At 68.3% G+C, this 24,815-nt stretch carries 26 protein-coding genes; 7 read left to right on the top strand and 19 right to left on the bottom strand.

The window, feature by feature from the left end; all coding sequences use genetic code 11:
• Positions 1-42: 42 nt before the first annotated feature.
• From ACYBYQ_RS05630 to msrB, 4 genes are read right to left on the bottom strand one after another with little or no spacing between them, the layout of a single operon-like run.
• Positions 43-819, bottom strand: coding sequence for a peptidylprolyl isomerase (locus ACYBYQ_RS05630; protein ID WP_459617605.1), 777 nt, complete (start codon positions 817-819; stop codon positions 43-45).
• 18 nt (positions 820-837) lie between these two features.
• Entirely contained in the window at positions 838-1,113 is a 276-nt protein-coding gene (locus ACYBYQ_RS05635; protein ID WP_459617607.1) for a BolA family protein, read from the bottom strand.
• Positions 1,114-1,137: 24 nt separating this feature from the next.
• Positions 1,138-1,704, bottom strand: coding sequence for a septation protein A (locus ACYBYQ_RS05640; protein ID WP_459617609.1), 567 nt, complete (start codon positions 1,702-1,704; stop codon positions 1,138-1,140).
• On the bottom strand, positions 1,701-2,102 hold the full coding sequence (gene msrB, locus ACYBYQ_RS05645) for a peptide-methionine (R)-S-oxide reductase MsrB (RefSeq protein ID WP_459617610.1): 402 nt from the start codon (positions 2,100-2,102) through the stop codon (positions 1,701-1,703). Before msrB ends, ACYBYQ_RS05640 begins: the two co-directional genes overlap by 4 nt.
• Positions 2,103-2,415: 313 nt before the next feature.
• On the opposite strand from msrB, the gene ACYBYQ_RS05650 reads away from it, so the two are divergent.
• From ACYBYQ_RS05650 to ACYBYQ_RS05665, 4 genes are all read left to right on the top strand, one after another.
• Positions 2,416-3,579 (top strand): ABC transporter substrate-binding protein, encoded by a 1,164-nt coding sequence (locus ACYBYQ_RS05650; protein ID WP_459618712.1) that lies wholly within the window; start codon positions 2,416-2,418, stop codon positions 3,577-3,579.
• Positions 3,580-3,739: 160 nt separating this feature from the next.
• Entirely contained in the window at positions 3,740-4,777 is a 1,038-nt protein-coding gene (locus ACYBYQ_RS05655; protein ID WP_459617612.1) for a branched-chain amino acid ABC transporter permease, read from the top strand.
• A gap of 5 nt (positions 4,778-4,782) precedes the next feature.
• Positions 4,783-6,615, top strand: a complete 1,833-nt coding sequence (locus ACYBYQ_RS05660; RefSeq protein ID WP_459617614.1) for a branched-chain amino acid ABC transporter ATP-binding protein/permease — start codon at positions 4,783-4,785, stop codon at positions 6,613-6,615.
• Complete coding sequence (locus ACYBYQ_RS05665) at positions 6,612-7,358, top strand: ABC transporter ATP-binding protein (protein ID WP_459617616.1); 747 nt, start codon at positions 6,612-6,614, stop codon at positions 7,356-7,358. The genes ACYBYQ_RS05660 and ACYBYQ_RS05665 overlap by 4 nt, the downstream gene beginning before the upstream one ends.
• Positions 7,359-7,409: 51 nt before the next feature.
• Here the strand turns inward: ACYBYQ_RS05665 and ACYBYQ_RS05670 are convergent, their stop codons facing one another.
• The 12 genes from ACYBYQ_RS05670 to fdxA all read right to left on the bottom strand — a co-directional run bounded on the left by ACYBYQ_RS05670 (position 7,410) and on the right by fdxA (position 18,323).
• Positions 7,410-8,255 (bottom strand): branched-chain amino acid aminotransferase, encoded by an 846-nt coding sequence (locus ACYBYQ_RS05670; protein ID WP_459617618.1) that lies wholly within the window; start codon positions 8,253-8,255, stop codon positions 7,410-7,412.
• A 60-nt stretch (positions 8,256-8,315) separates the two neighbouring features.
• Complete coding sequence (locus tag ACYBYQ_RS05675; RefSeq protein WP_459617620.1) at positions 8,316-9,323, bottom strand: ABC transporter substrate-binding protein; 1,008 nt, start codon at positions 9,321-9,323, stop codon at positions 8,316-8,318.
• A 102-nt stretch (positions 9,324-9,425) separates the two neighbouring features.
• On the bottom strand, positions 9,426-10,406 hold the full coding sequence (locus tag ACYBYQ_RS05680) for a branched-chain amino acid ABC transporter permease (protein WP_459617622.1): 981 nt from the start codon (positions 10,404-10,406) through the stop codon (positions 9,426-9,428).
• Positions 10,403-11,290 carry a branched-chain amino acid ABC transporter permease gene (locus ACYBYQ_RS05685; protein WP_459617624.1) on the bottom strand — a complete coding sequence of 296 codons (888 nt, stop codon included), beginning with the start codon at positions 11,288-11,290 and terminating at the stop codon, positions 10,403-10,405. The genes ACYBYQ_RS05680 and ACYBYQ_RS05685 overlap by 4 nt, the downstream gene beginning before the upstream one ends.
• Before the next feature lie 74 nt (positions 11,291-11,364).
• The gene (locus ACYBYQ_RS05690; protein WP_459617626.1) at positions 11,365-12,579 is read right to left on the bottom strand and encodes an ABC transporter substrate-binding protein; all 1,215 of its coding nucleotides are present in this window, start codon (positions 12,577-12,579) and stop codon (positions 11,365-11,367) included.
• Between the two features lie 71 nt (positions 12,580-12,650).
• Positions 12,651-13,361 (bottom strand): ABC transporter ATP-binding protein, encoded by a 711-nt coding sequence (locus tag ACYBYQ_RS05695; protein WP_459617628.1) that lies wholly within the window; start codon positions 13,359-13,361, stop codon positions 12,651-12,653.
• 73 nt (positions 13,362-13,434) lie between these two features.
• Positions 13,435-14,208, bottom strand: coding sequence for an ABC transporter ATP-binding protein (locus tag ACYBYQ_RS05700; RefSeq protein WP_459617630.1), 774 nt, complete (start codon positions 14,206-14,208; stop codon positions 13,435-13,437).
• 222 nt (positions 14,209-14,430) lie between these two features.
• Positions 14,431-15,066, bottom strand: coding sequence for an endonuclease III (gene nth, locus ACYBYQ_RS05705; RefSeq protein ID WP_459617632.1), 636 nt, complete (start codon positions 15,064-15,066; stop codon positions 14,431-14,433).
• The gene (gene rsxB / locus ACYBYQ_RS05710; protein WP_459617634.1) at positions 15,063-15,713 is read right to left on the bottom strand and encodes an electron transport complex subunit RsxB; all 651 of its coding nucleotides are present in this window, start codon (positions 15,711-15,713) and stop codon (positions 15,063-15,065) included. The genes nth and rsxB overlap by 4 nt, the downstream gene beginning before the upstream one ends.
• A gap of 66 nt (positions 15,714-15,779) precedes the next feature.
• A complete protein-coding gene (locus tag ACYBYQ_RS05715; protein WP_459617636.1) occupies positions 15,780-17,009 on the bottom strand; it encodes a polyhydroxyalkanoate depolymerase in 1,230 nt (409 codons plus the stop codon).
• Positions 17,010-17,152: 143 nt separating this feature from the next.
• Positions 17,153-17,953, bottom strand: coding sequence for a ferredoxin--NADP reductase (locus tag ACYBYQ_RS05720; RefSeq protein ID WP_459617638.1), 801 nt, complete (start codon positions 17,951-17,953; stop codon positions 17,153-17,155).
• 46 nt (positions 17,954-17,999) lie between these two features.
• Complete coding sequence (fdxA, locus tag ACYBYQ_RS05725; RefSeq protein WP_459617640.1) at positions 18,000-18,323, bottom strand: ferredoxin FdxA; 324 nt, start codon at positions 18,321-18,323, stop codon at positions 18,000-18,002.
• 192 nt (positions 18,324-18,515) lie between these two features.
• On the opposite strand from fdxA, the gene pncB reads away from it, so the two are divergent.
• Positions 18,516-19,691, top strand: coding sequence for a nicotinate phosphoribosyltransferase (pncB, locus tag ACYBYQ_RS05730; RefSeq protein WP_459617642.1), 1,176 nt, complete (start codon positions 18,516-18,518; stop codon positions 19,689-19,691).
• 47 nt (positions 19,692-19,738) lie between these two features.
• Complete coding sequence (locus tag ACYBYQ_RS05735) at positions 19,739-20,092, top strand: RidA family protein (protein WP_459617644.1); 354 nt, start codon at positions 19,739-19,741, stop codon at positions 20,090-20,092.
• 97 nt (positions 20,093-20,189) lie between these two features.
• On the opposite strand, the gene ACYBYQ_RS05740 is transcribed toward ACYBYQ_RS05735, so the two are convergent.
• The 3 genes from ACYBYQ_RS05740 to ACYBYQ_RS05750 all read right to left on the bottom strand — a co-directional run bounded on the left by ACYBYQ_RS05740 (position 20,190) and on the right by ACYBYQ_RS05750 (position 22,303).
• Positions 20,190-20,894, bottom strand: a complete 705-nt coding sequence (locus ACYBYQ_RS05740; RefSeq protein WP_459617646.1) for an SDR family oxidoreductase — start codon at positions 20,892-20,894, stop codon at positions 20,190-20,192.
• Between the two features lie 69 nt (positions 20,895-20,963).
• Positions 20,964-21,473 carry a flavodoxin family protein gene (locus ACYBYQ_RS05745; RefSeq protein ID WP_459617648.1) on the bottom strand — a complete coding sequence of 170 codons (510 nt, stop codon included), beginning with the start codon at positions 21,471-21,473 and terminating at the stop codon, positions 20,964-20,966.
• Positions 21,470-22,303 carry a M90 family metallopeptidase gene (locus tag ACYBYQ_RS05750; protein WP_459617650.1) on the bottom strand — a complete coding sequence of 278 codons (834 nt, stop codon included), beginning with the start codon at positions 22,301-22,303 and terminating at the stop codon, positions 21,470-21,472. The genes ACYBYQ_RS05745 and ACYBYQ_RS05750 overlap by 4 nt, the downstream gene beginning before the upstream one ends.
• Before the next feature lie 171 nt (positions 22,304-22,474).
• On the opposite strand from ACYBYQ_RS05750, the gene ACYBYQ_RS05755 reads away from it, so the two are divergent.
• On the top strand, positions 22,475-24,691 hold the full coding sequence (locus ACYBYQ_RS05755; RefSeq protein ID WP_459617653.1) for a RelA/SpoT family protein: 2,217 nt from the start codon (positions 22,475-22,477) through the stop codon (positions 24,689-24,691).
• The last annotated feature ends 124 nt before the right edge of the window (positions 24,692-24,815 follow it).

Here is a 24,815-nt window from a genome sequence, read left to right on the forward strand (position 1 = left end):
TTGCGCGGTCCGGCCTGCCGGACCGCGTGCCGTATCCCGCGACTACTGGATCTTGGCCTGCTCGCGCAGTTCCTTCTGGTAGTTGCCCAGCGTCTGCTGGCGCAGCATTTCCTCGACCTGGGGGCGGACCTGGTCGAGCGGCGGGAATTCCACCGCACGGGTATCGTCGACCATGATCACGTGCCAGCCGAACTGGGTCTGCACCGGCTTGTCGACCAGCTGGCCCTTCTTCAGCTTGGAAACCGCCTCGGCGAAAGGCGCCACGTAGTTGGAGGGCGGGGCCCACCCGAGATCGCCGCCGCGCTCGGCGCTGCCGGGATCCTGGGAGTTCTTCTTGGCCAGGTCGTCGAACCTGCCGGCGTCGCGCTTGACCTGGGCGAGCAGGTCGTTGGCGGTTTTTTCATCCTTGACGAGGATGTGGCGCACCTTGTATTCCATCTCGCCGGACTGGGCCTGCTTGAGCTTGTCGTACTCGGCCTGCACCTGCGCGTCGGTGACGGGGTGCTTCTGCAGGTAGTCGGCCATGAGGGCGCGCACCAGGATGCCCTGGCGGGCCAGCTCGATCTCGGTCTGCACGGCTTCCTGCTTGGCGATGCCGGATTTCTCGGCGGCCTGCACGAACACCTGGCGATTGATCATCTCTTCCTTGACCTGTTCGCGCAATTGCGGCGAGTCGGTCGCACCCTGGCTCACCAGCAGCTTGACGAACTCGTCCAGGCTCTTCTGGGTGATGGGCTTGCCATTCACGGTGGCCGCGTTCTGCGCGAAGGCGGGCACGGCGATGGCGCACGCGGCGGCCAGCATGACGATGCGTTTCATGTATGTCCTTTGTGGGAGTTATCGGGAAGTCGGGGTCCGCGCATCCAGCGCCAGGGCATGGATGGGGTGGGGGATGAGATCGCGCAGCCGATCATACACCAGGCGATGTCGCGCGACGGGCGACAGGCCGGCGAAGCAGGCGGCCTCGATGCGTACGCGGTAATGGCCGGCGCCGCCCTGCGCGCCGGCATGCCCGGCATGCAGGTGGGATTCGTCTTGGATCTCCAGGGCGGTGGGCTCAAGGGCGGCCAGGCGTGCGCGGATGAGGGCGATGCGGTCGGTGGGTTCCGTCATGGGTGGCGTGTGGCAGTGGACGCGTCAGCGCTTGGTGTCGTCGGCATCAGGGGTGTCGGGCGACTGCATGTGCCGGCCCAGCCAGAGGGACTGGACGATCACGAAGGCGATCAGCAGGCCCATGAGGCCGAAGACCTTGAAGTTGACCCACTGCGATTCGCTGAAATGGCCCGAGAACGCGACATACAGGTTCACGGCGCCGGCCCCGAGGAAGAACAGCGCCCAGCTCAGATTGAGCTTCTCCCATACCGCATCGGGCAGCTGAATCTGCTGCCCGAGCAGGCGGCGGATCAGGTTGCGGCCCAGCAGGCGCGAAACCAGCAGGGCGCCGCCGAACAGCCAGTACAGCACCGTGGGCTTCCATTTGATGAACACGTCGCTGTGCAGCCAGAGCGTGGCGCCGCCGAAGATCACGATGACGCCCAGGTTGATCCAGTGCATGGTCTCGATGGCCTTGCGCGTGAGCCTGAGCCACAGGATCTGGGCCACGGAGGCCGTGATGGCCACCGCGGTGGCGGCATAGATGTCGGCGTAGCGGTAGGCGACGAAGAACAGGATCAGGGGGAAGAGGTCGAACAGGAACTTCTTCATGCCGGATCCTGGGGCTCGAACTTCAGGGACAGCGAGTTGATGCAGTAGCGCAGCCCGGTGGGCTCGGGGCCGTCGGGGAATACATGGCCCAGGTGCGCATCGCAGATGTTGCACAGCACTTCCGTGCGGACCATGCCGTGGCTGGTGTCGCGTTCTTCGCGCACGCGCTCCGGGTCTATGGGCTCGAAGTAGCTGGGCCAGCCGCAGCCGGCGTCGAACTTCGTGTCGGAGGCGAACAGCGGCGTGCCGCAGCCCACGCAGCGATAGATGCCGGGGGTGAAGGTGTTCCAGTAGCGGCCGGTGAAGGCGCGTTCGGTGCCTTTTTCGCGCGCAACGGCATACTCCTGCGGCGTGAGCACGGCACGCCACTCGGCTTCGGTCTTGCGTACTTTTTCCATGGTCTACCTTGGAGGCCCGGGGTGAAAAAAGGTTCGGGCATAATCCTCCGGCACCATGTTAATCGAGTTTGGCTGGGCCTTCCGGCGCCAGGGCCGGGTAAGCCCTTACAGACGCGGGCGCGCGTGGTCCGGTAAAAACTTCGCCATTAACAAACGCGTTTGATCAGATGCGGCGGCCCTGGGCGGCAGGGTCTGCGCGCACACCATGTGATACTGTTTTAACCCTATAATTATTTTTTCTGTATAACTTTAATCAGGCTCCTCCCGCCCCGTTCCGGGGCACACAAAAGAGCCCAACAGGAGACAACACATGATGCCCAAGCATTTCGGCCTGTCCGCGGTCGCCGCCGCGCTTGTCCTGAGCCTGCCCATGGCGGCCGGCGCGCAGGTGAAGGTCGGCGTCACCGTCGCTTCCACCGGCCCTGCCGCCTCGCTCGGCATTCCCGAGCGCAACACGGTGGCGCTGCTGCCCAGGGAAGTGGCCGGGCAGAAGGTGGAATGGATCGTGCTCGACGACGCCACCGACACCACGCAGGCCGTGCGCAACGCCCGCAAGCTGGCGTCGGAAGACAAGGTCGACGTGCTGGTCGGCACCTCGGTGACGCCGGGTTCGCTGGCCATGGTCGACGTCGCCGCCGAGGCGAAGCTGCCCATGATCAGCGTGGCCGCCAGCGCCAAGATCGTCGAGCCGGTCGACGAGAAGCGCCGGTGGGTGTTCAAGACGCCGCAGAACGATGCGCTGATGGCCAGCGCGCTGGCCGATGCCATGGTGAAGGCCAAGGTCAAGACGCTGGGTTTCATCGGCTTCGCCGACGCCTACGGGGACGGCTGGCTGGCGGTGATGCAGGAAGCCGCCAAGGCCAAGGGCATTCAGATCGTGGCCGTGGAGAAATATGGCCGCACCGACACCAGCGTGACGGGCCAGGTGCTCAAGCTGGTCGGCGCCCGGCCCGACGCCATCCTGATCGCGGGCGCCGGCACGCCGTCCGCCCTGCCGCAGAAGGAGCTCAAGGCGCGCAACTACGGCGGCCTCATCTACCAGACCCACGGCGCCGCCAACAACGACGTGCTGCGCGTCTGCGGCAAGGACTGCGACGGCATGCTGCTGCCCGCCGGCCCGCTGCTGGTGGCCGCCCAGCTGCCGGACGACAACCCGGTCAAGCAATCCGCCCTGGCCTATTCCACCGCCTACGAGAAGGTCCATGGCGCCGGCTCCACCAACACCTTCGGCGGCCATATGTGGGATGCCGGGCAGCTCATCATCCATGCCGTGCCCGAGGCCCTCAAGTCGGGTGCCAAGCCCGGCACGCCCGAGTTCCGCGCGGCGCTGCGCGATGCCATCGAAGGCGTGAAGAACCTTGCCGTCTCGCAGGGCGTGTTCAATATGAGTCCCACCGACCACGCCGGCTTCGACGAACGTTCGCGCGTGATGGTCAAGGTCGAGAACGGCAAGTGGGTCTACCAGCCCGGACTGTAGGCGTGCCCGCCGCGGCAGGCGGCCTGCTGTCCTGCTGCGCCCCGATGGCGTAGCATCGCGTTTCCCGTCGTACCTCGCACCGGCCTGAGGGCCGGTGCTTCATATCCGCAGTACCCAGAGGGGGCCGGCACACCCCCGTTACACACAAGGTCGTTCATCGATGGATTCGACAATTGCGCTGATCCTGCTGCAGGACGGCATCGTCAACGGCGCGATCTACGCGCTGCTCGGCATGGCGCTGGTATTGGTCTTCGCCGTGACGCGCGTCATCTTCATACCCCAGGGGGAATTCGTCGCCTTCGGCGCCCTGACGCTGGCCATGCTGGTGGACGGCCGGGTGCCGGGCACGGTGTACCTGCTGCCCCTGCTGGGCGGCGTGGTGACATTGATGGCGCTGGTGCGCGCCGCCCGCACCGGGGCCTGGGGCGGCCTTCCCAGGGTGCTGCTGGCCTGCGTGGTGCTGCCGCTGGCCCTGCTGTGGCTCACGACCTCCTACGCCGGCCCCGATACCTCGCTGTGGGTCGACATGCTGCTCACGCTGGCGCTGGTGGTGCCGATGGGGCCGATGGTGTATCGCATCGTGTACCAGCCGCTGGCCGAGGCCACCGTGCTGGTGCTGCTGATCGTGTCGGTGGCCGTGCACTTCGCGCTGATGGGCCTGGCGCTCGTGTTCTTCGGCGCCGAGGGCTGGCGCACCCCCGCCTTCGTTGCCGGGCAGGTGGACCTGGGGTTCGGCGCGTGGTCGGCCCAGAGCCTGTTCGTCGTCGGCACGTGCGCGCTGCTGATCGTGGCGCTGTGGCTGTTCTTCGGCAAGACGCTGTACGGCCGCGCCCTGCGCGCCACGGCCGTGAACCGGCGCGGCGCGCGGCTGGTGGGCATCAGCACCTCGATGTCGGGCAGCCTGACCTTCACGCTGGCGGCGGCCATCGGCGTGGTCTCCGGCATGCTGATCGCGCCCATCACCACGGTGTACTACGACACGGGCTTCCTGATCGGCCTGAAGGGCTTCGTGGGCGCGATCATCGGCGGCCTGGCGAGCTATCCGGTCGCGGCCGCGGGCGCGCTGCTGGTCGGCGTGCTGGAAGCCTTCTCCTCGTTCTGGGCCAGCGCCTACAAGGAAGTCATCGTCTTCACGCTCATCATCCCCGTGCTGATCTGGCGCTCGTTCGGCAGCCGCCACGCGGACGAAGAGGAATAAGCAACATGAATCGCATCCTGCTGATCGCCCTGGTGGCCGTGCTGGCGGTCCTGCCCCTGGTGCCCGCCACTCCCGAATTCTGGATCACCCAGCTCAATTACATCGGGCTGGCGGGCCTGGTCGCCCTGGGGCTGGTGCTGCTCACCGGCGTGGGCGGCCTCACCTCCTTCGGCCAGGCGGCCTTCGTGGGGCTGGGGGCCTACACGACCGCGCTGCTCACCACGCGCTACGGCGTCTCGCCCTGGCTGACGCTGTTCGCGGGCCTGGCCATCACCGCCCTGGTGGCCTTCCTGCTGGGCCTGATCACGCTGCGGCTGTCGGGCCACTTCCTGCCGCTGGGCACCATCGCCTGGGGCCTGTCGCTGTTCTACCTGTTCGGCAACATGGACTTCCTGGGCAAGCACGACGGCATCGCCGGCATCGAGCCCATACGCGTCTTCGGCTACTCGCTGGCCAGCGGCCGGCACATATTCTTCCTGATCTGGATCTGCGTGCTGCTGGCGCTGTGGGCCACCCACAACCTGCTGGACTCGCGTCCCGGCCGGGCCATCCGCGCGCTCAAGAGCGGCGCCGGCATGGCCGAGTCCATGGGCGTGAACACGGCGTCGTACAAGATCATCATCTTCGTGTGGGCCGCCCTGCTTGCCTGCCTGTCGGGCTGGCTCTACGCCCACATGCAGCGCGCGGTCAGCCCCAGCCCGTTCGGCCTGAACTACGGCATCGAGTACCTGTTCATGGCGGTGGTCGGCGGTGCCGGCCACGTATGGGGAGCGCTGCTGGGTTCGGCGGTGATCCTCACGCTCAAGGACCAGATCCAGAACCTGCTGCCGGCCGTGCTCGACACGGACGCCAACTTCGAGCTCATCGTCTTCGGGGTGCTGATGATCCTGGTGCTGCAGTACGCCAGCAACGGCCTCTGGCCCATCGTGTCGGGATGGTGGGGCAGGCTGAGCGGCACCGCCGGCTCGCGTCGCCGGCGGCCCGCGCCGCCCGAGGCGCCGCTGCTTGCGCCCCGCCCGCGGCCGCAGCCGGGCCAGACCGTGCTCGAAGTGGATGCCATACGCAAGCAGTTCGGCGGCCTGGTCGCCGTCAACGACGTGTCGTTCCAGGTGCGCGCCGGCGAGATCATGGGCCTGATCGGCCCCAACGGGGCAGGCAAGAGCACCACCTTCAATCTCATCAGCGGCGTGCTGCCCGCCACGCGCGGCCAGGTGCGTTTTCTGGGCGAGCGTATCGACGGCCGCACGGCGCGCGAGATCGCCCGGCGCGGGGTGGGCAGGACTTTCCAGCACGTGCAGTTGCTGCCCACCATGACCGTGCTCGAGAACGTGGCTCTGGGCGCGCACCTGCGCTGCGAGGTAGGCGTGCTGGCCAGTGCGCTGCGCACCGACCGCCAGCGCGAGGCGCAGCTCCTGCACGAGGCCGCACGCCAGCTGCAGCGCGTGGGGCTGGGAGACTATCTCTACGAACAGGCCGGCAACCTGGCCCTGGGCCAGCAGCGCATCCTGGAGATCGCGCGGGCGCTGTGCAGCGACCCGCTGCTGCTGCTGCTCGACGAGCCGGCGGCCGGGCTGCGCTACAAGGAGAAGCAGGAACTGGCGCAGGTGCTGGACCAGCTGCGCAGCGAAGGCATGAGCATCTTGCTGGTGGAGCACGACATGGATTTTGTGATGCGCCTGACCAACCATCTGGTCGTGATGGATTTCGGCACCAAGCTGGCCGAAGGTGCGCCCGCCGAGGTGCAGCGCAACCCTGCGGTGCTGGAAGCCTACCTGGGCGGCATCGACGACGACCTGCCCGGGCAGGCCACGCCCGCCGCCGCTGGAGGTGCGCAATGAGCCAGGCTCCCATACTCCAGGTCGAGGGCCTGTCGGCCCGCTACGGCAAGGTCGGGGCGCTGAGCAACGCCGTGCTGTCGGTGCCGGCCGGCAGCATCGTCACCGTGATCGGCGCGAACGGCGCCGGCAAGTCCACCATGCTCAATGCCGTGATGGGCTCCCTGCCGCAAACAGGCCATGCCTCGGGCCGCATCTGCTATGCCGGCAACGACGTCGCCGGCTGGCCGGTGGAGCGGCGGGTGGGGGCGGGCATGTCGCTGGTGCCCGAGCGCCGCGAGCTGTTTTCCAGCATGTCCGTCGAAGACAACCTGCTGCTTGGCGGTTTCCGGCGCTATCGTGCCCGCGAGAGCGGCTGGCGCGACACGCTGCAGGAGGTCTACGAGCTGTTCCCGCGCCTGCGCGAGCGGCGCGGCCAGCAGGCCGGCACGCTGTCGGGCGGCGAGCGCCAGATGCTGGCCGTGGGCCGGGCGCTGATGGCCAAGCCCCGGCTGCTGATGCTGGACGAGCCCAGCCTGGGGCTGGCGCCGCGCATCGTGCGCGAGATCTTCCACATCATCGCGCGCCTGCGCGAAACCGGCGTGGCCATCCTGCTCGTCGAGCAGAATGCCCGCGCGGCGCTGCAGGTGGCCGACCATGGCTACGTGCTCGAAACCGGCGAGATCATCCTGCATGGCCCGGCCGGTGAACTGGCGGGCAATCCGCGCGTGATGGAGAGCTACCTGGGGCTGGGCCGGGCGGCCTGAGCCTCGCAGCCCGGGCGGGCGGGGCTGCTGCCGTCCCGCCCCGATCCCGGCTCAGCGCCTGCCGGTGGCCCGGGCGTATTCCATGTACAGGCGGCGCGCCCGCTGGGCCATGGGGCCGTGTTCGAGTTCGCGCGACTCGACGCGGTTGACGTGCACGACCTTGCCGTAGTTGCCGGTAGAGAAGACCTCATCGGCGCCTTCCACGTCGGCGCGGGTCAGGGTGCGCTCCTCGACCGTGACGCCGTCTTCGCGCAGCAGCGCCAGCACGCGCCGGCGCGTGATGCCGTTGAGGAAGGTGCCGTTGTCGGCGGGCGTGGCCACCACGCCGTCCTTGGCGATCCACAGGTTGCTGGTGGCGAACTCGGCCACGTTGCCGTCGCCGTCGAGCATGATGGCGTTGTCGTAGCCGCGGGCAGCGGCGTCGCGGATGGCGCGCTGGCCGTTCGGGTACAGGCAGGACGCCTTGGCATCGGTGGGGGCCATGCTGGCCCAGGCCCGGGCATAGGGCGAGAAGCAGGCCGAGAAGCCCTGGCTGCCCGGCATGGGCACCTTGAAGACGTGCAGCACGAACTGCGTCTTGTCGGCATCGGGCAGCAGGAAGCCGTCGGCGCAGAAGAACATGGGCTTGATGTAGAGCTCCGAGCCGGGCGGGAACTTGGCCACGGCTTCCAGGCATAGCGCCTGAATGGCTTCCCAGCCCATCGCGGGCTTCATCAGCATTTTCTCGGCCGAGCGCACCACGCGCTGGCAATGCAGGTCCAGGTCGGGGGTGAGGCCGTCGAAGGCGCGGGCGCCGTCGAATACCATGCTGGCCATCCAGAAGGCGTGATCGGCCGGGCCCAGCAGTTTCGGGTTTTCGGTGGTCCAGCGGCCATCGTGCCAGTAAAGCGCGTCCATGTTTCTGTTTCCTCGTATGTCGCGGCGCCGGCCGCGGCCGGCGTCCCGCAGAGGATACTCCTACAAGGCCGCCTGCACACGTTCGGCGACGTCTCCCGGCACCCATTTGCGCCAGACCCCGCCGTACGTGCGCAGGAAATGGCGGGCTGCATCCTCGGGCTCGGCGCCCTCGTTCTCCAGCCAGCCCAGGGTGCCGTCGATGGCATCCCGCGGGATCGACAGCGCGCCGAAGAAGGCCTGGAGGGCAGGCGCCTGGCGGGCGAACTCCGCGTTCAGGCCCGTGACCACCGGATTGGGCTTGAACGCCGTGGCAACCGGGTTCGGGCACTTGGGATCCGTGATGCAGGTGTAGGCCTGCTGGTCGAAAGGCGGGAATTCGAGCTCGACCAGGTCCAGCGCCCCGACCAGCGCCGTGGGCGTCCAGTAGTAGAAGACGATGTCGCGCTTGCGCTTGTAGGCTGACATGATCGCCGCCTTCTGGGCGGCGCCCGAGCCGGGCGCGAACAGGGTGTAGTCGTCCTGGAGGCCGAGCGCGCGCACCAGGTTGTCATTGAGGGTTCCGCAGGCCCAGCCCGCCGGGCATCCGTAGATCCGCCCCTTGCCCGGATCTTCCGGGTCGGCGAAGACCTGCCTGTAGCGTGCCAGGTCCGCGGCCCGCCGCAGGTCGGGATGCCGCTCGGCGGTGTAGCGCGGGATGTACCAGCCTTCGCCGGCATCGTACACATGCCCCACGCCCAGCACCTTGCCGGACGCCAGCGCCTTGTTCCATGCGTTTTCGATCTGGCCCGGCCAGACTTCCGGCGTGACGTCGACGTCGCCGCGCTGCAGGGCGGCCAGCATGGCGAGGGTTTCGCCCGCCTCGACGGATGTCTTGCAACCGTAGCCGTGTTCCAGGATGAAGCGCTCGATGCCGGCCAGCACCAGATTGGATTCCCAGTTGATGCCGCTGAAACGCACGGGGCGGTCGACTTCGCATTGCGCTGCGGCCTGGGCCGGCGCCGCCCAGGACAGGACGGCGGCTGCGGCCAACATCGCCAGGAACGTCAGGGGGTGTCGCGTCGTGCGCATGGCGGATCTCCTGCTGGCACCGTGGGGGCGGATGCGTCCATTGTACGAATCCCTGCCCGGGCGGTCACGCCGCCACCCTTCGTGCGCGACGCGCCGCCCGGGCTACCCGGCAGCGCGGCGGCGCTGCAGCAGCGCACCGAGCTCGCCCACGATGCCTCGCCGGAAGGCCATCACGCAGACCACGAAGATCAGGCCGATGACGATGGTGACCGACTCGCCCAGCCGCATGAACCACTCCATGCCGGTGAGCGTGGCGAGCGCGTGCCCGAAATCGCCCACCTTGTTCTCGAGCAGCACCACGATGAAGGCCCCCAGCACCGGGCCGGTGAGCGTGCCCAGCCCACCGATCAGCGTCATGAGGATCACCAGCCCGGACATCTGCCAGGTGGCGTCCGACAGCGTGGCCGACACGAACACCAGCGTCTTGGTGGCGCCGGCCAGCCCGGCCAATGCCGCCGACAGCACGAAGGCGAGCAGCTTGAAGCGGTCGACGTCGTAGCCCAGCGACAGGGCGCGCGGCTCGTTCTCGCGCAACGCCTTCAACACCTGCCCGAACGGCGAATGCACCGTGCGCCAGATGATGAAGTAGCCGATGGCGAATATCGCCATCACCAGGTAGTACAGGTTCAGGTCGTCGCGCAGGTCCAGCACGCCGAAGAGCGTGCCGCGCGGCACGCTCTGCAGGCCGTCCTCGCCGCCGGTGAAGGGTGCCTGCAGGAAGAAGAAGAAGACCATCTGCGCCAGGGCCAGGGTGATCATGGCGAAATAGATGCCGCTGCGGCGGATGGCCAGCCCGCCCATCACCAGGCCCAGCAACGCAGCCACGCCCACGCCGAAGAGTATGCCCAGCTCGGTGGGCCAGCCCCAGGCCTTGAGGGCGTGCCCCGCGGCGTACGCAGCGCTGCCCAGGAACGCGGCATGCCCGAACGAAAGCAGGCCGGTGTAGCCCAGCAGCAGGTTGAAGGCGCAGGCGAACAGCGCGTAGCACAGGATCTTCATGACGAAGATCGGATAGACGCCGAGGTAGGGCAGGACGGCCACGACGGCGGCGGCGAGCACGTAGGCGAGCAATTGACGGTTCATTTCTCTCTTCCGAACAGCCCGGCGGGGCGCAGCAGCAGCACGATGGCCATGATGATGAACACGACGGTATTGGAAGCCTCCGGCCAGAAGACCTTGGTCAGGCCCTCGATGATGCCCAGGCCCAGCCCCGTGACGATGGCGCCCATGATGGAGCCCATGCCGCCGATCACGACCACTGCGAACACCACGATGATGAGGTTCGAGCCCATCAGCGGCGAGATCTGCAGCACCGGGGCGGCCAGCACGCCGGCGAAGCCCGCCAGGGCGACGCCGAAGCCGTAGGTCAGCATTACCATGCGCGGCACGTTGACGCCGAAGGCCTCCACCAGGCGGGGATTCTCGGTGGCCGCCCGCAGCAGCGCGCCCAGCCGGGTGCGCTCGATCACGAACCAGGTCGCCAGGCACACGGAGATGGAGGCCACCACCACCCAGGCGCGGTAGTTGGGCAGGACCATGAAGCCCAGGTTGGTTGCGCCGCGCAGCGCGTCCGGCGTGGGGTAGGGCTGGCCGGAAACGCCGTAGAAGCTGCGGAACAGGCCTTCGATCAGCAGCGTGAGGCCGAAGGTGAGCAGCAGCCCGTAGAGGTGGTCGAGCTTGTACAGGTGGCGCAGCAGCAGGCGTTCGATCAGGATGCCGAACAGGCCGACCACGATCGGAGCGAGCACCAGCATGACCCAGTAGTTCAGGCCCAGGTAGCTCAGCCCCATCCATGCCACGAAGGCCCCCAGCATGTACAGCGCGCCGTGGGCGAAATTGATCACGTTGAGCAGCCCGAATATCACCGCCAGGCCGAGCGACAGCATGGCGTAGAACGAGCCGTTGACCAGCCCCAGCAGGAGCTGCCCGAGCAGCGCCTGCAGAGGAATGCCGAAGATCTGAATCATTTCGCGGGTTTCCAGCTTGCGGACAGGACGAACCGGCGTGGCGCGCCGGCGCGCCACGCCGGTTGCCGGGAAGCCTACTTCTGCACCAGCTTGCAGGTGGACTCGGACGGCTTGGTGTAGACCTCGTCGCCCGGCAGCGTGGCAACCACCTTGTAGTAGTCCCAGGCGCCCTTGGACTCCTGCGGCGTCTTGACCTGCATCAGGTACATGTCATGGACCATGCGGCCGTCCTGCCGCACGTAGCCGCCCTTGGCGTAGAAGTCGTTCACCTTGTTCGACTTCATCCACTTCATGATGGTGTCGGCGTCGTCGGTGCCGGACAGCTTCACGCCCTGCAGGTAGAACGACACGGACGAGTAGTCGGCGGCCTGCAGCGAGGACGGCTTGCGCTTCACCTTGGCCTCGAACTTCTGGCTCCAGGCGCGTGCTTCGTCGCTCTGGTCCCAGTACCAGCTGTCGGTGAGGTACAGGCCCTTGGTGGCATCCAGGCCCAGCGAGTGGATGTCGTTGATGAAGATCAGCAGGCCGGCCATCTTCATGGTGCCGGTGATGCCGAACTCGTTGGCCGCCTTGATGGCGTTGATGGTGTCGCCGCCGGCGTTGGCCAGGCCGAGGATCTGGGCGCCCGAGGCCTGGGCCTGCAGCAGGAACGACGAGAAGTCGGATGCTGCCAGCGGTGCGCGGACCTGGCCCTTGACTTCGCCGCCCGAGGCCTTGACCACGTTGGCGGTGTCGCGCTCCAGCGCATGGCCGAAGGCGTAGTCGGCCGTGAGGAAGAACCAGCTCTTGCCGCCGTCCTTCACCACGGCCGAACCGGTGCCGCGGGCCAGCGCCACGGTGTCGTAGGCGTAGTGCACGGTGTAGGGCGTGCACTGGGCGTTGGTGAGGTCGGAGGCGCCTGCGCCGATGGCGATGAACGGGCGCTTCTTCTCTGCGGCGACGGCGGCCATCGCCAGGCTGGTGGCGGAGTTGGTGCCGCCGATGAGGACGTCCAGCTTCTGCTGGTCGAACCACTCGCGGGCGCGCGCCGAGGCGATGTCCGCCTTGTTCTGGTGGTCGGCGGTCAGCAGCTCGATCTTCTTGCCGTTGATCTCGCCGCCTGCATCGGCGATGGCCATGCGGATGGCCTCCACGCCGGCAGGGCCGTCGATGTCGGAATAGACGCCCGACATGTCGGTGATGAAACCGACGCGGATGACATCGTCGGAGATGCCTTGGGCCTGGGCGGGTAGCCCGGCGAAACCCAGGCCGGCGACGGCCAGTGCAGCAGTGATGGTGTGCAACTTCATGGGATGGCTCCTCTCTTCCCTTGTTTGTGGTGCCGGCGCGCCGGCGCGGATGAGGTTCTCTGGGGTCCGGGTCAGACGCCCAGCAGTTCGTGCAGCGTGTCCTGCTTGTGCTGGAGTTCGGCCGCATCGAAGTGTTCGACGATCTGGCCGTGCTCCATGACGTAGAAGCGGTCGGCAAGCGGCGCGGCGAAGCGGAAGTTCTGCTCGACCATGACGATGGTGTAGCCCCGGCCCTTGAGGGCGGTGATCATGCGCGCCAGCGCCTGCACGATCACGGGCGCCAGGCCTTCGGAGATCTCGTCGAGCAGCAGCAGGTTGGCGCCGGTGCGCAGGATGCGGGCCACCGCCAGCATCTGCTGCTCGCCTCCCGACAGCCGGGTGCCCGGCGAGCCGCGCCGTTCGTGGAGATTGGGAAACATCTCGTAGATCTCGGCCAGCGACATGCCGCCGCCCAGCGCGCCTACCGGCGGCGGCAGCAGCAGGTTCTCTTCGCAGGACAGGCTGGCGAAGATGCCGCGTTCCTCCGGGCAATAGCCCACGCCCAGGTGGGCGATGCGGTAGGTGGGGAGGTCGATGGCCTCGGTGCCGTGTATGCGGACCGAGCCGGTGCGGGCGCCCGTGAGCCCCAGGATGGCCCGCAGCGTGGTGGTGCGCCCGGCGCCGTTGCGGCCCAGCAGCGTGACGACTTCGCCGGGCGCCACGTGGAGGTCCACGCCGTGCAGGATGTGGGATTCGCCGTACCAGGCCTGCAGGCCCGATATTTCAAGCGCTGGCGCGGTCATGGCGATACCTCCCCGTTGGCGCTGCGCGCAGGCTCCCCGGAGGGGAGTCCGCACTGGAGGCGGCTCTGGCTGCTCATGCGTGTGCTCCTTGCAGTTCGCCTTCGGTGGTGCCCATGTAGGCCTGCATCACCGCGGGATGGCGGGACACCTCCGCGTAGGGACCTTCGGCGAGCACGGCGCCACGGGCCAGCACGGTGATGGTGTCGGCGATGGACGAGACCACGTTCATGTTGTGTTCGACCATGAGTATGGTGCGGCCGGCGCTCACGCGCTTGATCAGCTGGGTGACGCGGGCCACGTCTTCGTGGCCCATGCCCTGGGTGGGCTCGTCCAGCAGCATCAGCTCGGGTTCCATGGCCAGCGTGGTGGCGATCTCCAGGGCGCGCTTGCGTCCGTACGGCAGGTTGACGGTGACCTCGTCGGCGTAGGGAGCCAGGTCGACCTGCTCGAGCAGGTCCATGGCGGGGCGGTTCAGCGCCTGCAGCGGGCGTTCGCTCTTCCAGAAGTGGAACGACAGGCCCGTCTTGCGCTGCAGCCCGATGCGCACGTTCTCCAGCACCGTGAGGTGCGGGAACACCGCAGAGATCTGGAACGAGCGGATGATGCCGCGCCGTGCCACCTGCACCGGCCGTTCGCGCGTGATGTCGACGCCGTTGAACCAGATGCTGCCCGACGTGGGGGCCAGGAACTTGGTGAGGAGGTTGAAGCAGGTTGTCTTGCCGGCCCCGTTGGGGCCGATCAGGGCGTGGATCTGGCCGCGCCTGACGCGCAAGTCGACCCCATTGACCGCAACGAACCCGCGGAATTCCTTCGTGAGACGCTTCGTCTCGAGGATTGTCTCGTCCATGTCGCCGCACCAGCGTCGTTGTTATGTAGTTGCGGCGAGTATGCGCAGCCCCTCCCCAAAATGCCATGAGGGTTTTTCATAGGAGGCGGCGACTGCCGGCCTGCATTGTCGGCACGCCGACAATTCGCCGGCAACGAAACCGTGACCGGACGTGTCAGCCGTGCGGACACGGGAAGACAGCGGCCAGCACGGATGGCGGCCCCGCGGCGGGCTGCGGGGCTGTCAGGCCGGCGTCTTGGCCTTGTATTCGCACAGGTCTGCGATGCCGCATTGCGGGCACTTGGGCTTGCGCGCCACGCAGATGTAGCGGCCGTGGAGGATGAGCCAGTGGTGCGCGTCCTGCACATATTCGCGGGGCACGGATTTCTCCAGCTTGCGCTCGACTTCGACCACGTTCTTGCCCGGCGCGATGCCCGTGCGGTTGGCCACGCGGAAGATGTGGGTGTCCACCGCGATGGTGGGCTCGCCGAATGCCGTGTTGAGCACCACGTTGGCGGTCTTGCGGCCTACGCCGGGCAGCGCTTCCAGCGCCTCGCGGTCGCGCGGCACCTCGCCGCCATGGCGCTCCAGCAGCAGGCGGCACGTGGCGATGGCGTTCCTGGCCTTGGTGCGGTAGAGGCCGATGGTCTTGATGTAGTCGGCCAGGCCTTCCTCGCCCAGGGCCAGCAGGGCTTCCGGCGTCCCATATTGCGGAAAGAACCTGCGCGTGGCCAGGTTCACCGATTTGTCGGTGGCCTGGGCCGACAGCAGCACGGCGATCAGCAGCTGGAAGGGCGTTTCGTATTCGAGCTCGGTGGTCGGGGCCGGGTTGGCGGCCTGCAGGCGGGCGAAGATCTCGCGGCGTTTGGCGGCGTTCATGGGCGTTGGGCGCGGCGCGCGCGGGCCCGGGCCAGCGCGGCCTCGATGGCGCTGCGCTTGCGGTCCGCGTCGTCGGTGTCGGAAGGCGGGACCGGCGCGGCAGGGGCCTGCGCGCCGGCATCGTCGGGTTCGGCCATCAGGCGGGCCTGCTGCCGCGGTTCGCGCGCCAGGCGCGCCTGGCGTGCCTGATGCCGTGACCGGGCGGCGCGGGCATCGTCGGCCGTCCAGGAGCGGCCGGCCGCCACCATCGTGATGCAGTCGACGGGGCAGGGGGGCACGCACAGGTCGCAGCCCGTGCACAGGTCGGGCAGCACGGTATGCATGCGCTTGTTGGCGCCGACGATGGCGTCGACCGGACAGGCGCGGATGCACAGGGTGCAGCCGATGCAGTGCGCCTCGTCGATCACGGCCACCGTGAGCGGACCGGGTTCGCCGCGCTCGCGGTCGAGCGGCAGGACGGGCGTGCCGAGCAGCTGCGCCAGCTGGGTCACGCCCGCCTCGCCGCCGGGCGGGCAGCGGTTGATGCGTGCCTCGCCTGCGGCGATGGCCTGGGCATAGGGCCGGCAGCCGTCGTAGCCGCACTTGGTGCACTGCGTCTGCGGCAGCAGCGCGTCGATGCGGTCGACGAGGGAGGGACAGGACGGCATGAGCAAAGCGGGATGGCGGCGCCTGGGTGCGCCGCGCCTTGTGGCGTGTGGGCCGGGCCTGCGGTGCTAGGCCTGGCGGATGAACTCGGCGATTTTAGGGCAGATCGTCTGGCGCCAGCGCCGGCCGGAGAAAATGCCGTAGTGCCCGCAGCCCTGCGCGGTGTAGTGCTGCTTGCGCGAGGGCGGCAGCCCGGAGCACAGATCAATCGCGGCGCGGGTCTGGCCCTGCCCCGAGATGTCGTCGAGCTCGCCTTCGATGGTCAGCAGCGCGGTCCGGCGTATGGCGGCCGGGCGCACCGGCACGCCGCCGATTTCCCAGGTGCCGTTGGGCAGGCGGAATTCCTGGAACACGATGCGGATGGTGTCGAGGTAGAACTCGGCCGGCATGTCGAGCACCGCGTTGTATTCATCGTAGAAGCGGCGGTGCGCCTCGGCGTCGTCCTGGTCGCCGCGCAGCAGGTCCAGGTAGAACTCGTAGTGCGACTTCAGGTGCCGGTCGGGGTTCATGGCGATGAAGCCGGCATGCTGCAGGAAACCGGGGTACACCCGCCGGCCGGCGCCGCGGTGCGGGGCGGGAACGGTATGGATCAGCTGGCTCTCGAACCACGCGTAGGGCTTGGTGGTGGCCAGGCCGTTCACCTGCGTGGGAGACTGGCGCGGGTCGATGGGGCCGCCCATCATCACCATGCTGCGCGGTTGCGCCGGGTCGTCGGCGTCGGCCATCAGGGCGATCGCGGCCAGCACCGGTACGGTGGGCTGGCATACGGAGATCACGTGCAGGTCCGGGCCCAGGTGGCGGATGAAATCCTGCACGTACCGCACGTAGTCGTCGAGGTGGAAAGGGCCTGCACTCACCGGCACCATCCGCGCGTCGACCCAGTCGGTGACGTAGACGTCGTGGGCCGGCAGCAGGGCTCGCACCGTATCGCGCAGCAGGGTGGCATGGTGGCCGGACAGCGGCGCCACGACCAGCACCCGCGGATCGCGGCGCGCCGGCGAGGCGGCCGGCAACTCCCGCCGGAAGTGCAGCAGCCGGCAGAAAGGCCGGGCCAGTTCGCATTCTTCCCTGACCGGCACTGCCTTGCCGCCGATCTCGGTGCTGTCGAGCTGCCATGCCGGCTTCTGATAGTCCTTGCCCAGCCGGTGCGCCAGGGCCAGCCCGGCCGCCATCTGCCGCGACATCGGCGTATACGCCAGCGGACTGCAGGGATGGGAAAACCACTCGGATCCGGCTTCGGTGAACGCGGCCAGCGGGCGCAGGATCGACCGCTGCCATTCATGCAGGTGATACAGCATCTGGGGTTCTCTTTGCGGCGCAGCGCTTATGGTGTGGGGTGCTAAGAATATTGCGGATTTGTCTAGGGCGCGCCGGCGAGTGGGGCGATTCCGTTGTGAAAAACCAACTGAGAGCCGCTGCGTCCCTGCACCGGCCTGGCCTGCTACCAGTAGTTCTCGACCGCGAGGTTGCCGGGTATGCCCCGCCTTCCGGGGGCGAAGCCGCGCTCGCCCAGTAGCTTGCGGGCCTCCGACAGCATCTCGGGGTTGCCGCAGAGCATGACGCGCGCGCGCTCGGGATCGAGCGGCAGGCCGGCCAGGCGCTCCAGGCCGCCATCGGCGATGAGCGCCGTGATGCGGGCCTGGGGCATGCCCGGCAGCGCTTCGCGGGTGGCGATGGGCAGGTAGGTCAGCTTGCGCGGATCCTGCTCGAAATAGGGCGCCAGCTCGGGCCGGCGCTGCCAGCCGAGTATCTCGTCGCGGTAGGCCAGCTCGGCCGCGGTACGTACGCCGTGCACCAGGACGATGCGGTCGAACGTGCGCCACGCGGCCGGATCGCGCAGGATGGAAAGGTAGGCAGACAGGCCGGTGCCGGTGGCCAGCAGCCAGAGGTCGCCATCGGCAGGGAAGCGGTCCAGGGTGAGAAAGCCGAATGGCGTCTTCTGCACGTACAGGGCGTCGCCCGGGGCCAGCTGCGCCATGCGCGGGCTGAACAGGCCCTCGGGGACCACGATGGAATAGAACTCCAGCTCCGGTTCCTGCGGCGCCGACACCATGGAATAGGCGCGCCACAGCGTGGGTGGCGCATCGGGCGCGTCGGCCTGCGGCAGCCCCACCCGGGCGAACTGCCCCGGCTGGAACACGAAGGCCGGATCGCGCGTGACGCGCACCGAGAACAGCTTCCCCGGGACCCAGGTCCTGACGTCGGTTATGGTCTCGCGCGTGTATTTGGACGTATCGGTCATCGGCAGGGCGCCGCCGGGCCCGTGCGGCCGGGGCCGGCCGGAAGGATCATTTCTCGAGGTGCTGGAGCTTGTCGGCCACGCCGTTCCACTCGTCGGCGTCGGGCAGCGGCTTCTTGGCGCGGCTTATGCTGGGGAATTCGGCGGAGAGCTCGGCGTTGAGGGCGATGAACTGCAGCTGGTCCTGGGGCACGTCTTCCTCGGCGTAGATGGCGTTGGCCGGGCATTCCGGGATGCAGACCGCGCAGTCGATGCACTCGTCGGGATCGATGACCAGGAAATTCGGGCCCTCACGGAAACAATCCACGGGGCAGACGTCCACGCAATCGGTGTACTTGCATTTGATACAGTTTTCGGTGACGACGTGGGTCATACGGAACTCCGGGTACGGATATGCGGGCCTGGGTTGGGCTACAGGCTTGGGCTACAGGCCAATTGCATGATTTTACCCAATGCGGCCCGCCGGGACGAGGATAACCCCGGGCGCTGCGGGGTGGCGGCGGCGGGCTCCGGTCCTCCGCGGCTGCGGCCTGTGCTATGGTTTGCCGAAACGAACCGCGCGATCATGATCATCACTTCGCTGCTCGACACCGACCTGTACAAGTTCACCATGATGCAGGTGGTGCTGCATCACTTCCCGGCTGCCCAGGTCGAATACCGCTACAAGTGCCGTACGCCGGGCGTGAACCTGCGCCCCTACCTCGACGAGATACGCGAGGAAGTGCGCGCGCTGTGCCAGTTGCGCTTCACCGACGAAGAACTCGATTACCTGCGCGGACTGCGCTTCATCAAGAGCGACTTCGTCGACTTCCTCGGCCTGTTCCACCTGCCCGAGCGCTGCATCGACATCGGCGAGGGCGAGCAGCCCGGCGAGATCTCGATCACGGTCAAGGGGCCGTGGCTGCACACCATCCTCTTCGAGATCCCGGTGCTGGCCATCGTCAACGAGGTCTATTTCCGCAATACCCGCAAGAACCCCGACTGGGAAGAGGGCCGCAAGCGCCTGCAGTCGAAGATGCACCTGGTGCTCGACGACCCGGCGCTGGCGGATTTCCGGGTGGCCGAATACGGCACGCGCCGCCGGTTTTCCAAGGTCTGGCACGACGAGGTCGTCGCCACCATGAAGGCCCAGATGGGCGTGCATTTCGCCGGCACCAGCAACGTGCTGCTGGCGATGCGCCACGGCGTGCTGCCGCTGGGCACCATGGCGCACGAATACCTGCAGGCCTGCCAGGCCCTGGGGCCGCGCCTGCGCGATTCGCAGGTGTACGCGCTCGAGGTGTGGGCCAAGGAATACCGCGGCGATCTCGGCATCGCATTGTCCGACGTCTACGGCATGGATGCCTTCCTGCGCGACTTCGACATGTACTTCTGCAAGCTGTTCGACGGGGCGCGCCACGATTCGGGCGACCCCTTCGTCTGGGGCGAGCGCATGCTGGAGCACTATCGCAAGAACCGCACCGACCCGCGCGCCAAGACGCTGGTGTTCTCCGATTCGCTGACTTTCCCGAAGGCCATCGAGCTGGCGCGCCGCTTCGCCGGCCGCTGCAAGGTCTCGTTCGGCATCGGCACCAATCTCACCAATGACCTCGGCCACGAGCCGCTGCAGATCGTCATGAAGATGGTCCGCTGCAACGGGCAGCCCGTGGCCAAGGTGTCCGATTCGCCCGAAAAGACCATGTGCGACGATCCGGCCTACCTGGCCTATCTGCGCCAGGTCTTCGAGCTGCCGCCCGCCTGAGGCGGCACCCTGTCATCCCACCAACCCATCCTTAGTAGGGGAACTTCATGAGCAGCATCAAGCGCTTCAACGTGGAAAAGCGCCTGTCCGACATGGCGGTGTACAACGGCGTGGCCTACCTGGCCGGCCAGGTGCCCGATGACCCCACGCTCGACATCACGGGCCAGACCGCGCAGGTGCTGGCCACCATCGACCGCCTGCTGGCCGAGGCCGGCACCGACAAGTCGAAGATCCTCATGGCCCAGATCTTCGTGGCCAACATGAAGGAGTTCGATGGCATGAACAAGGCCTGGGACGCATGGGTGGCCGACGGCAACGCCCCGCCGCGCGCCACGGTGGAGGCACGCCTTGCCAATCCCGACTACAAGGTCGAGATCGTCGTCACCGCTGCGCTGAGCTGAGCGCCGGCGCCCGCATTGCGCGGCCAGAGCCCGCGACGACCCGTGTGGTCGCGCGGGTTTTTTTGCTTCCGGGCTGGCGTGCCGTGCAGGCACGCCCCTAGACCGACCGGGTGAGGCCTCCATCGACCCGGATGTTCTGCCCGGTGATGTAGGCGGCTCCCTCCGAGGCCAGGAAGGCGATGGTGGCGGCGATCTCCTCGCTGGTTCCGTAGCGCTTCAGCGGCACGCTCTCGCGGCGTTCTTCCCGGGCGGGCAGGCTGTCGATCCAGCCGGGCAGGACGTTGTTCATGCGGATGTTGTCGCGGGCGTAGGTGTCGGCGAACAGCTTGGTGAACGACGCGAGGCCGGCCCGGAATACCGCCGAGGTGGGGAACATGTCGCTGGGCTCGAACGCCCAGGCGGACGAGATGTTGATGATCGTGCCCGCCTGTTGCCGCTGCATGGCGGGAACCACCAGGCGGGTGGGCCTGACGACGTTCAGCAGGTAGGTGTCCAGGCCGCGGTGCCAGTCGTCGTCGGAGATTTCGAGGATGGGCGCGCGTGGGCCGTGGCCGGCGCTGTTCACGAGCACGTCGATGCGGCCCCAGCGGGCGAGGACGAGGTCGACGAGCCGGCCGAGATCCTCGTTGGACTGGTTCGATCCGGTAACGCCGATCCCGCCCAGCTGCGCGGCCAATGCCTCGCCCTTGCCAGAAGAGGAGAGGATGGCGAGCCGGAATCCGTCTGCGGCGAGCCGCCGGGCGGCGGCAGCGCCCATGCCGCTGCCGCCTGCGATGACGATGGCCACTTTTTCTGTAGTCATGCTGGAAACCCCTGTCGTCGAAAAACAAGCAGTAAGGAAAATGCCATGGTGGAGGCCCGTCCGCGATGCCTAGACGCCGGCCAGCAGCGTGGCCGCCAGCAGGCCGCCCAGCTCCTCGCAGCGCGCCAGCGCTTCGGCCGCCACGCGCTTGGGAGCCAGGATCTGCTCGGGCGTCTGCGCGCCGCTGCGCACGATGAGCGGCGGCGCGGCAGGCCGCAGGCGCCAGCCGGTGCAGATGCGCTCGACCTGGCGGGCCGCGCCCGCGCCATCGGTGCCCGCGCTGACGGCCGTCGCATAGGGGCGGCCGGCGATGCGTTCCAGCGCGGGGTAATAGGTGCGGTCGAAGAACGCCTTCATTTCGCCGCTGAGGCTGCCCAGGTTCTCGGGCGCGCAGAACAGGTAGCCATCGGCGGCCAGCACGTCGGCGGCGCCGGCCCGCAGGGCCGGCCGCGATACCAGCGTCAGCCCGGCGTCGGCCTCCAGCTCGCGCGCCGCCAGGCGGGCGCCGCGCGCCAGCGCCCGGGCCATGGCCCGGGCGGCGCCGGTGCGGCTGTGCCAGACGATCAGGAGCTGTTTCATCCCAGTCGCGCCAGCGTGTCCTGGCGATAGTAGGTCCGCAACAGCGCATACCACTGCGGCAGGGCCTGCGCCAGCGGCGTCGGGTCGACGAAGAACTGCTCGGAACTGACGGCGAAGAACTCGGCCTCGTCGGTGGCGGCGTAGGGATCCAGCGGCAGCTGGGCATACCATGGGTCCGCTTCCGGGCTTTCCGGATCGACATCGGGCGGGATGGCGTCCTCCACGGCCTGCAGTGCGGCGGTATAGCGATCCAGGCTGTCTGCCAGCACCTGGCGCCAGCGGTGGGGCTGCAGCTCCGGATGCGCCGACAGGGGCGGCATGCCGTCTGCCACGCCCGCCTGGAGATCCAGTTTGTGGGCGAATTCATGGATCACCACGTTGAAGGCGCCGCCTTCGGAGGGCTCCTCGGCCCAGGACAGGATCACCGGTCCGCCGTCCCACGCCTCGCCGGCGGCTTCCTCGACGTATTCGTGCACCACCCCGATCTCGTCCATGCGGGTGCGCCGCGCGGCAAAGCCCTCGGGGTAGACGATGATCTCGTCCCAGCCCTCGTACAGCTTCGGATCCAGGTGGAGGATGGGCAGTGCGGCCTGCGCCGCGATCGACAGGCGCATGAAGTCGTCCAGCGCCAGGCCCCGGGCGCCATTGAGGTTCTTGCTGGCCAGCAGCCATGCGCAGCGCGCCAGGAGGGCGGTGCGCTCGGCTTCGGCAAGCGGAGCCAGGAACGGATGGGCGGACAGGACGCGCCGCCACAGATCGGGCGATATGCGGGACTGCATCTCGGCCACTTCGGCGGCGCTGGCCCCCTGGCCCCGTAGCCATCTCAACATGGTGCGCAAGCTTCCTCGATGAGGGTGAACGTTGGTGTAGAGTGTAGGGCCTGTCGACAGCCGCAGGTCCTGCATCCGGCAAGCCGGGATCGGGCCGGCCACGCCAGGGAGCCGCCCTGGATGTCGGCGGGCCACAGGGATAATATTCTTCGAACACCGGCTGGTCGCACGATGTCTGCCCCCCACGATCCTGCAATGTCCTCGCCGTTCGGTCCAGCCTGGCGGCAGGCCGCAACCGCAGGCCTCGACGAGGCGGCGGCGCAGCGCATCGCGCAGGCTGCCGCATGGGCCGAGCCCCGTTTCGAGGGGCAGCTCGCGCTCACCGGGGAACCCCTGGCCAGCCATGCCGCCGGCGTGGTCCGCCTGCTGGCCGACCTGCACTCCGACCTGCCCACCCGGGTGGCCGCGCTGCTGGCCTCGCTGCCGCACGACCCGCATGCCCTCCCTCCGCCGCTGCGCAACGATCCCGTCGCCCAGGAGTTCGGCGCCGAGGTCGCGCGGCTGGTGCAGGGCGCCCGTGCGCTGCTGCGCCTGGGGGTGGTGGCCCGCGAAGCCAGCGACAGCGCCGCCGACACCGGCTCGCAGAAGGAAATGCAGCGCAAGATGCTGCTCGCCATGGCCGCCGACCTGCGCATCGTGCTGATGCGCCTGGCTTCACGCCTGCAGACCCTGCGCTGGCATGCGGAAAGCAAGCAGCCCTGCCTGCCGGGCTTCGCCCAGGAAACCCTGGACCTGTACACGCCCCTGGCCAACCGGCTGGGCATCTGGCAGATCAAGTGGGAAATGGAAGACCTGGCCTTCCGCTTCCTCGAACCTGACCGCTACAAGCAGATCGCGCGCCTGCTGGAGGAGAAGCGCGTCGAGCGCGAGGCCTTCATCGAGCGCGCCATCGAACGCCTGCAGTCGGCGCTCGCGGCGGCGGGCATCCGCGCCGAGGTCAGCGGCCGGCCCAAGCACATCTACAGCATCTGGAACAAGATGCGCCTCAAGGGCCTGGATTTCTCGCAGCTCTACGACGTGCGGGCGCTGCGGGTCATCGTCGAGGACGTGCGCGCCTGCTACAACGCCCTGGGACTGGTGCACCAGATGTGGACGCCCGTGGCGGACGAGTTCGACGACTACATCTCGCGGCCCAAGCCCAATGGCTATCGCTCCCTGCACACGGTGGTGGCCGACGACGACGGCCGGCCTTTCGAAGTGCAGATACGCACGCGCGAAATGCACCAGTTCGCCGAGTACGGCATGGCGGCCCACTGGCGCTACAAGGAGTCGGGAGCCAGGGGCGGCCAGGTTGCGGCCGCCAGCGACTACGATCGCCAGCTCGCCTGGATGCGCCAGCTGCTGGCCTGGAACACCGACCTCCAGGCAGGCGCCGCGCCGGTCGCGCAGGCGCCGGACGACCAGCGCATCTACGTGCTCACGCCGCAGGCGCGGGTGATCGAACTGCCGGTCGGCGCCACGCCGGTCGATTTCGCCTATCACCTGCACACCGACCTCGGGCACCGTTGCCGGGGCGCTCGCGTCGACGGCCAGATGGTGCCGCTGAATACGCGGCTGTCCACCGGCCAGACGGTGGAGATCATCGCCGCCAAGGCGGGCGGCCCCTCGCGCGACTGGCTGAATCCGCAGCTGGGCTACCTGGCCAGTCCGAGGGCCCGTTCCAAGGTGCGCATGTGGTTCAACGCCATCGAGCTGCAGCAGCGCATCACGCAGGGGCAGGCACTGGTCGAGAAAGAGCTGCAGCGGCTCGGCAAGACGGCCGTCAACCTCGAGCAGCTGGCCCAGAGCCTGGGCTTCGCGCGCGCCGACGACCTCTACGTGGCCGCGGCCAAGGAAGAGTTCAGCCTGCGGCACATCGACGCCGTGTTCCAGCAGCCGGCGCCCGCGGCGGAGGCCGAGCCCAAGGTGCTGCGCCATGCGCGCGCCGACAGTGCCGAGGCCACCGGCAAGAGCGGGGTGCTGGTGGTGGGAGTGGGGTCGCTGCTCACGCAGCTGGCGCGCTGCTGCCGTCCTGCGCCGCCCGATGCCATCGGCGGCTTCGTCACCCGGGGGCGCGGCGTTTCCATCCACCGCACCGACTGCCCCAGCTTCGGGGCGCTGGCCGCGCGCGAACCCGAGCGCGTCATCGAGGTGGCCTGGGGCCATACCGCCGAGACCTACTATCCGGTGGACGTCAGCGTGCGCGCGCACGACCGTCCGGGTCTGCTGCGCGACCTGTCCGAGGTCTTTGCACGGCTGCGGCTCAACGTGGTGGGCGTCAACACGCAGAGCCGGCAATCGCTCGCCCACATGGTGTTCACCGTGGAGGTCCGCGGCGGCGAGTCGCTGCACAAGGCCCTGGACGCTCTTTCCGACGTGCCGGGCGTCACCGAGGCCAGGCGCCGCTGACGGCGCGGCCTTGGCCCGGGCGGCGCGCCGGCAGCGAACCCATGGCCACGGCCCCCCGGGCTGACCCCGAGGCGCGCGGCCGCGCCGGGCGATACACTTCTGTCTTTGGTCCGAGATCATGCCC

The organism is Bordetella sp. 2513F2 (genome assembly GCF_054642735.1).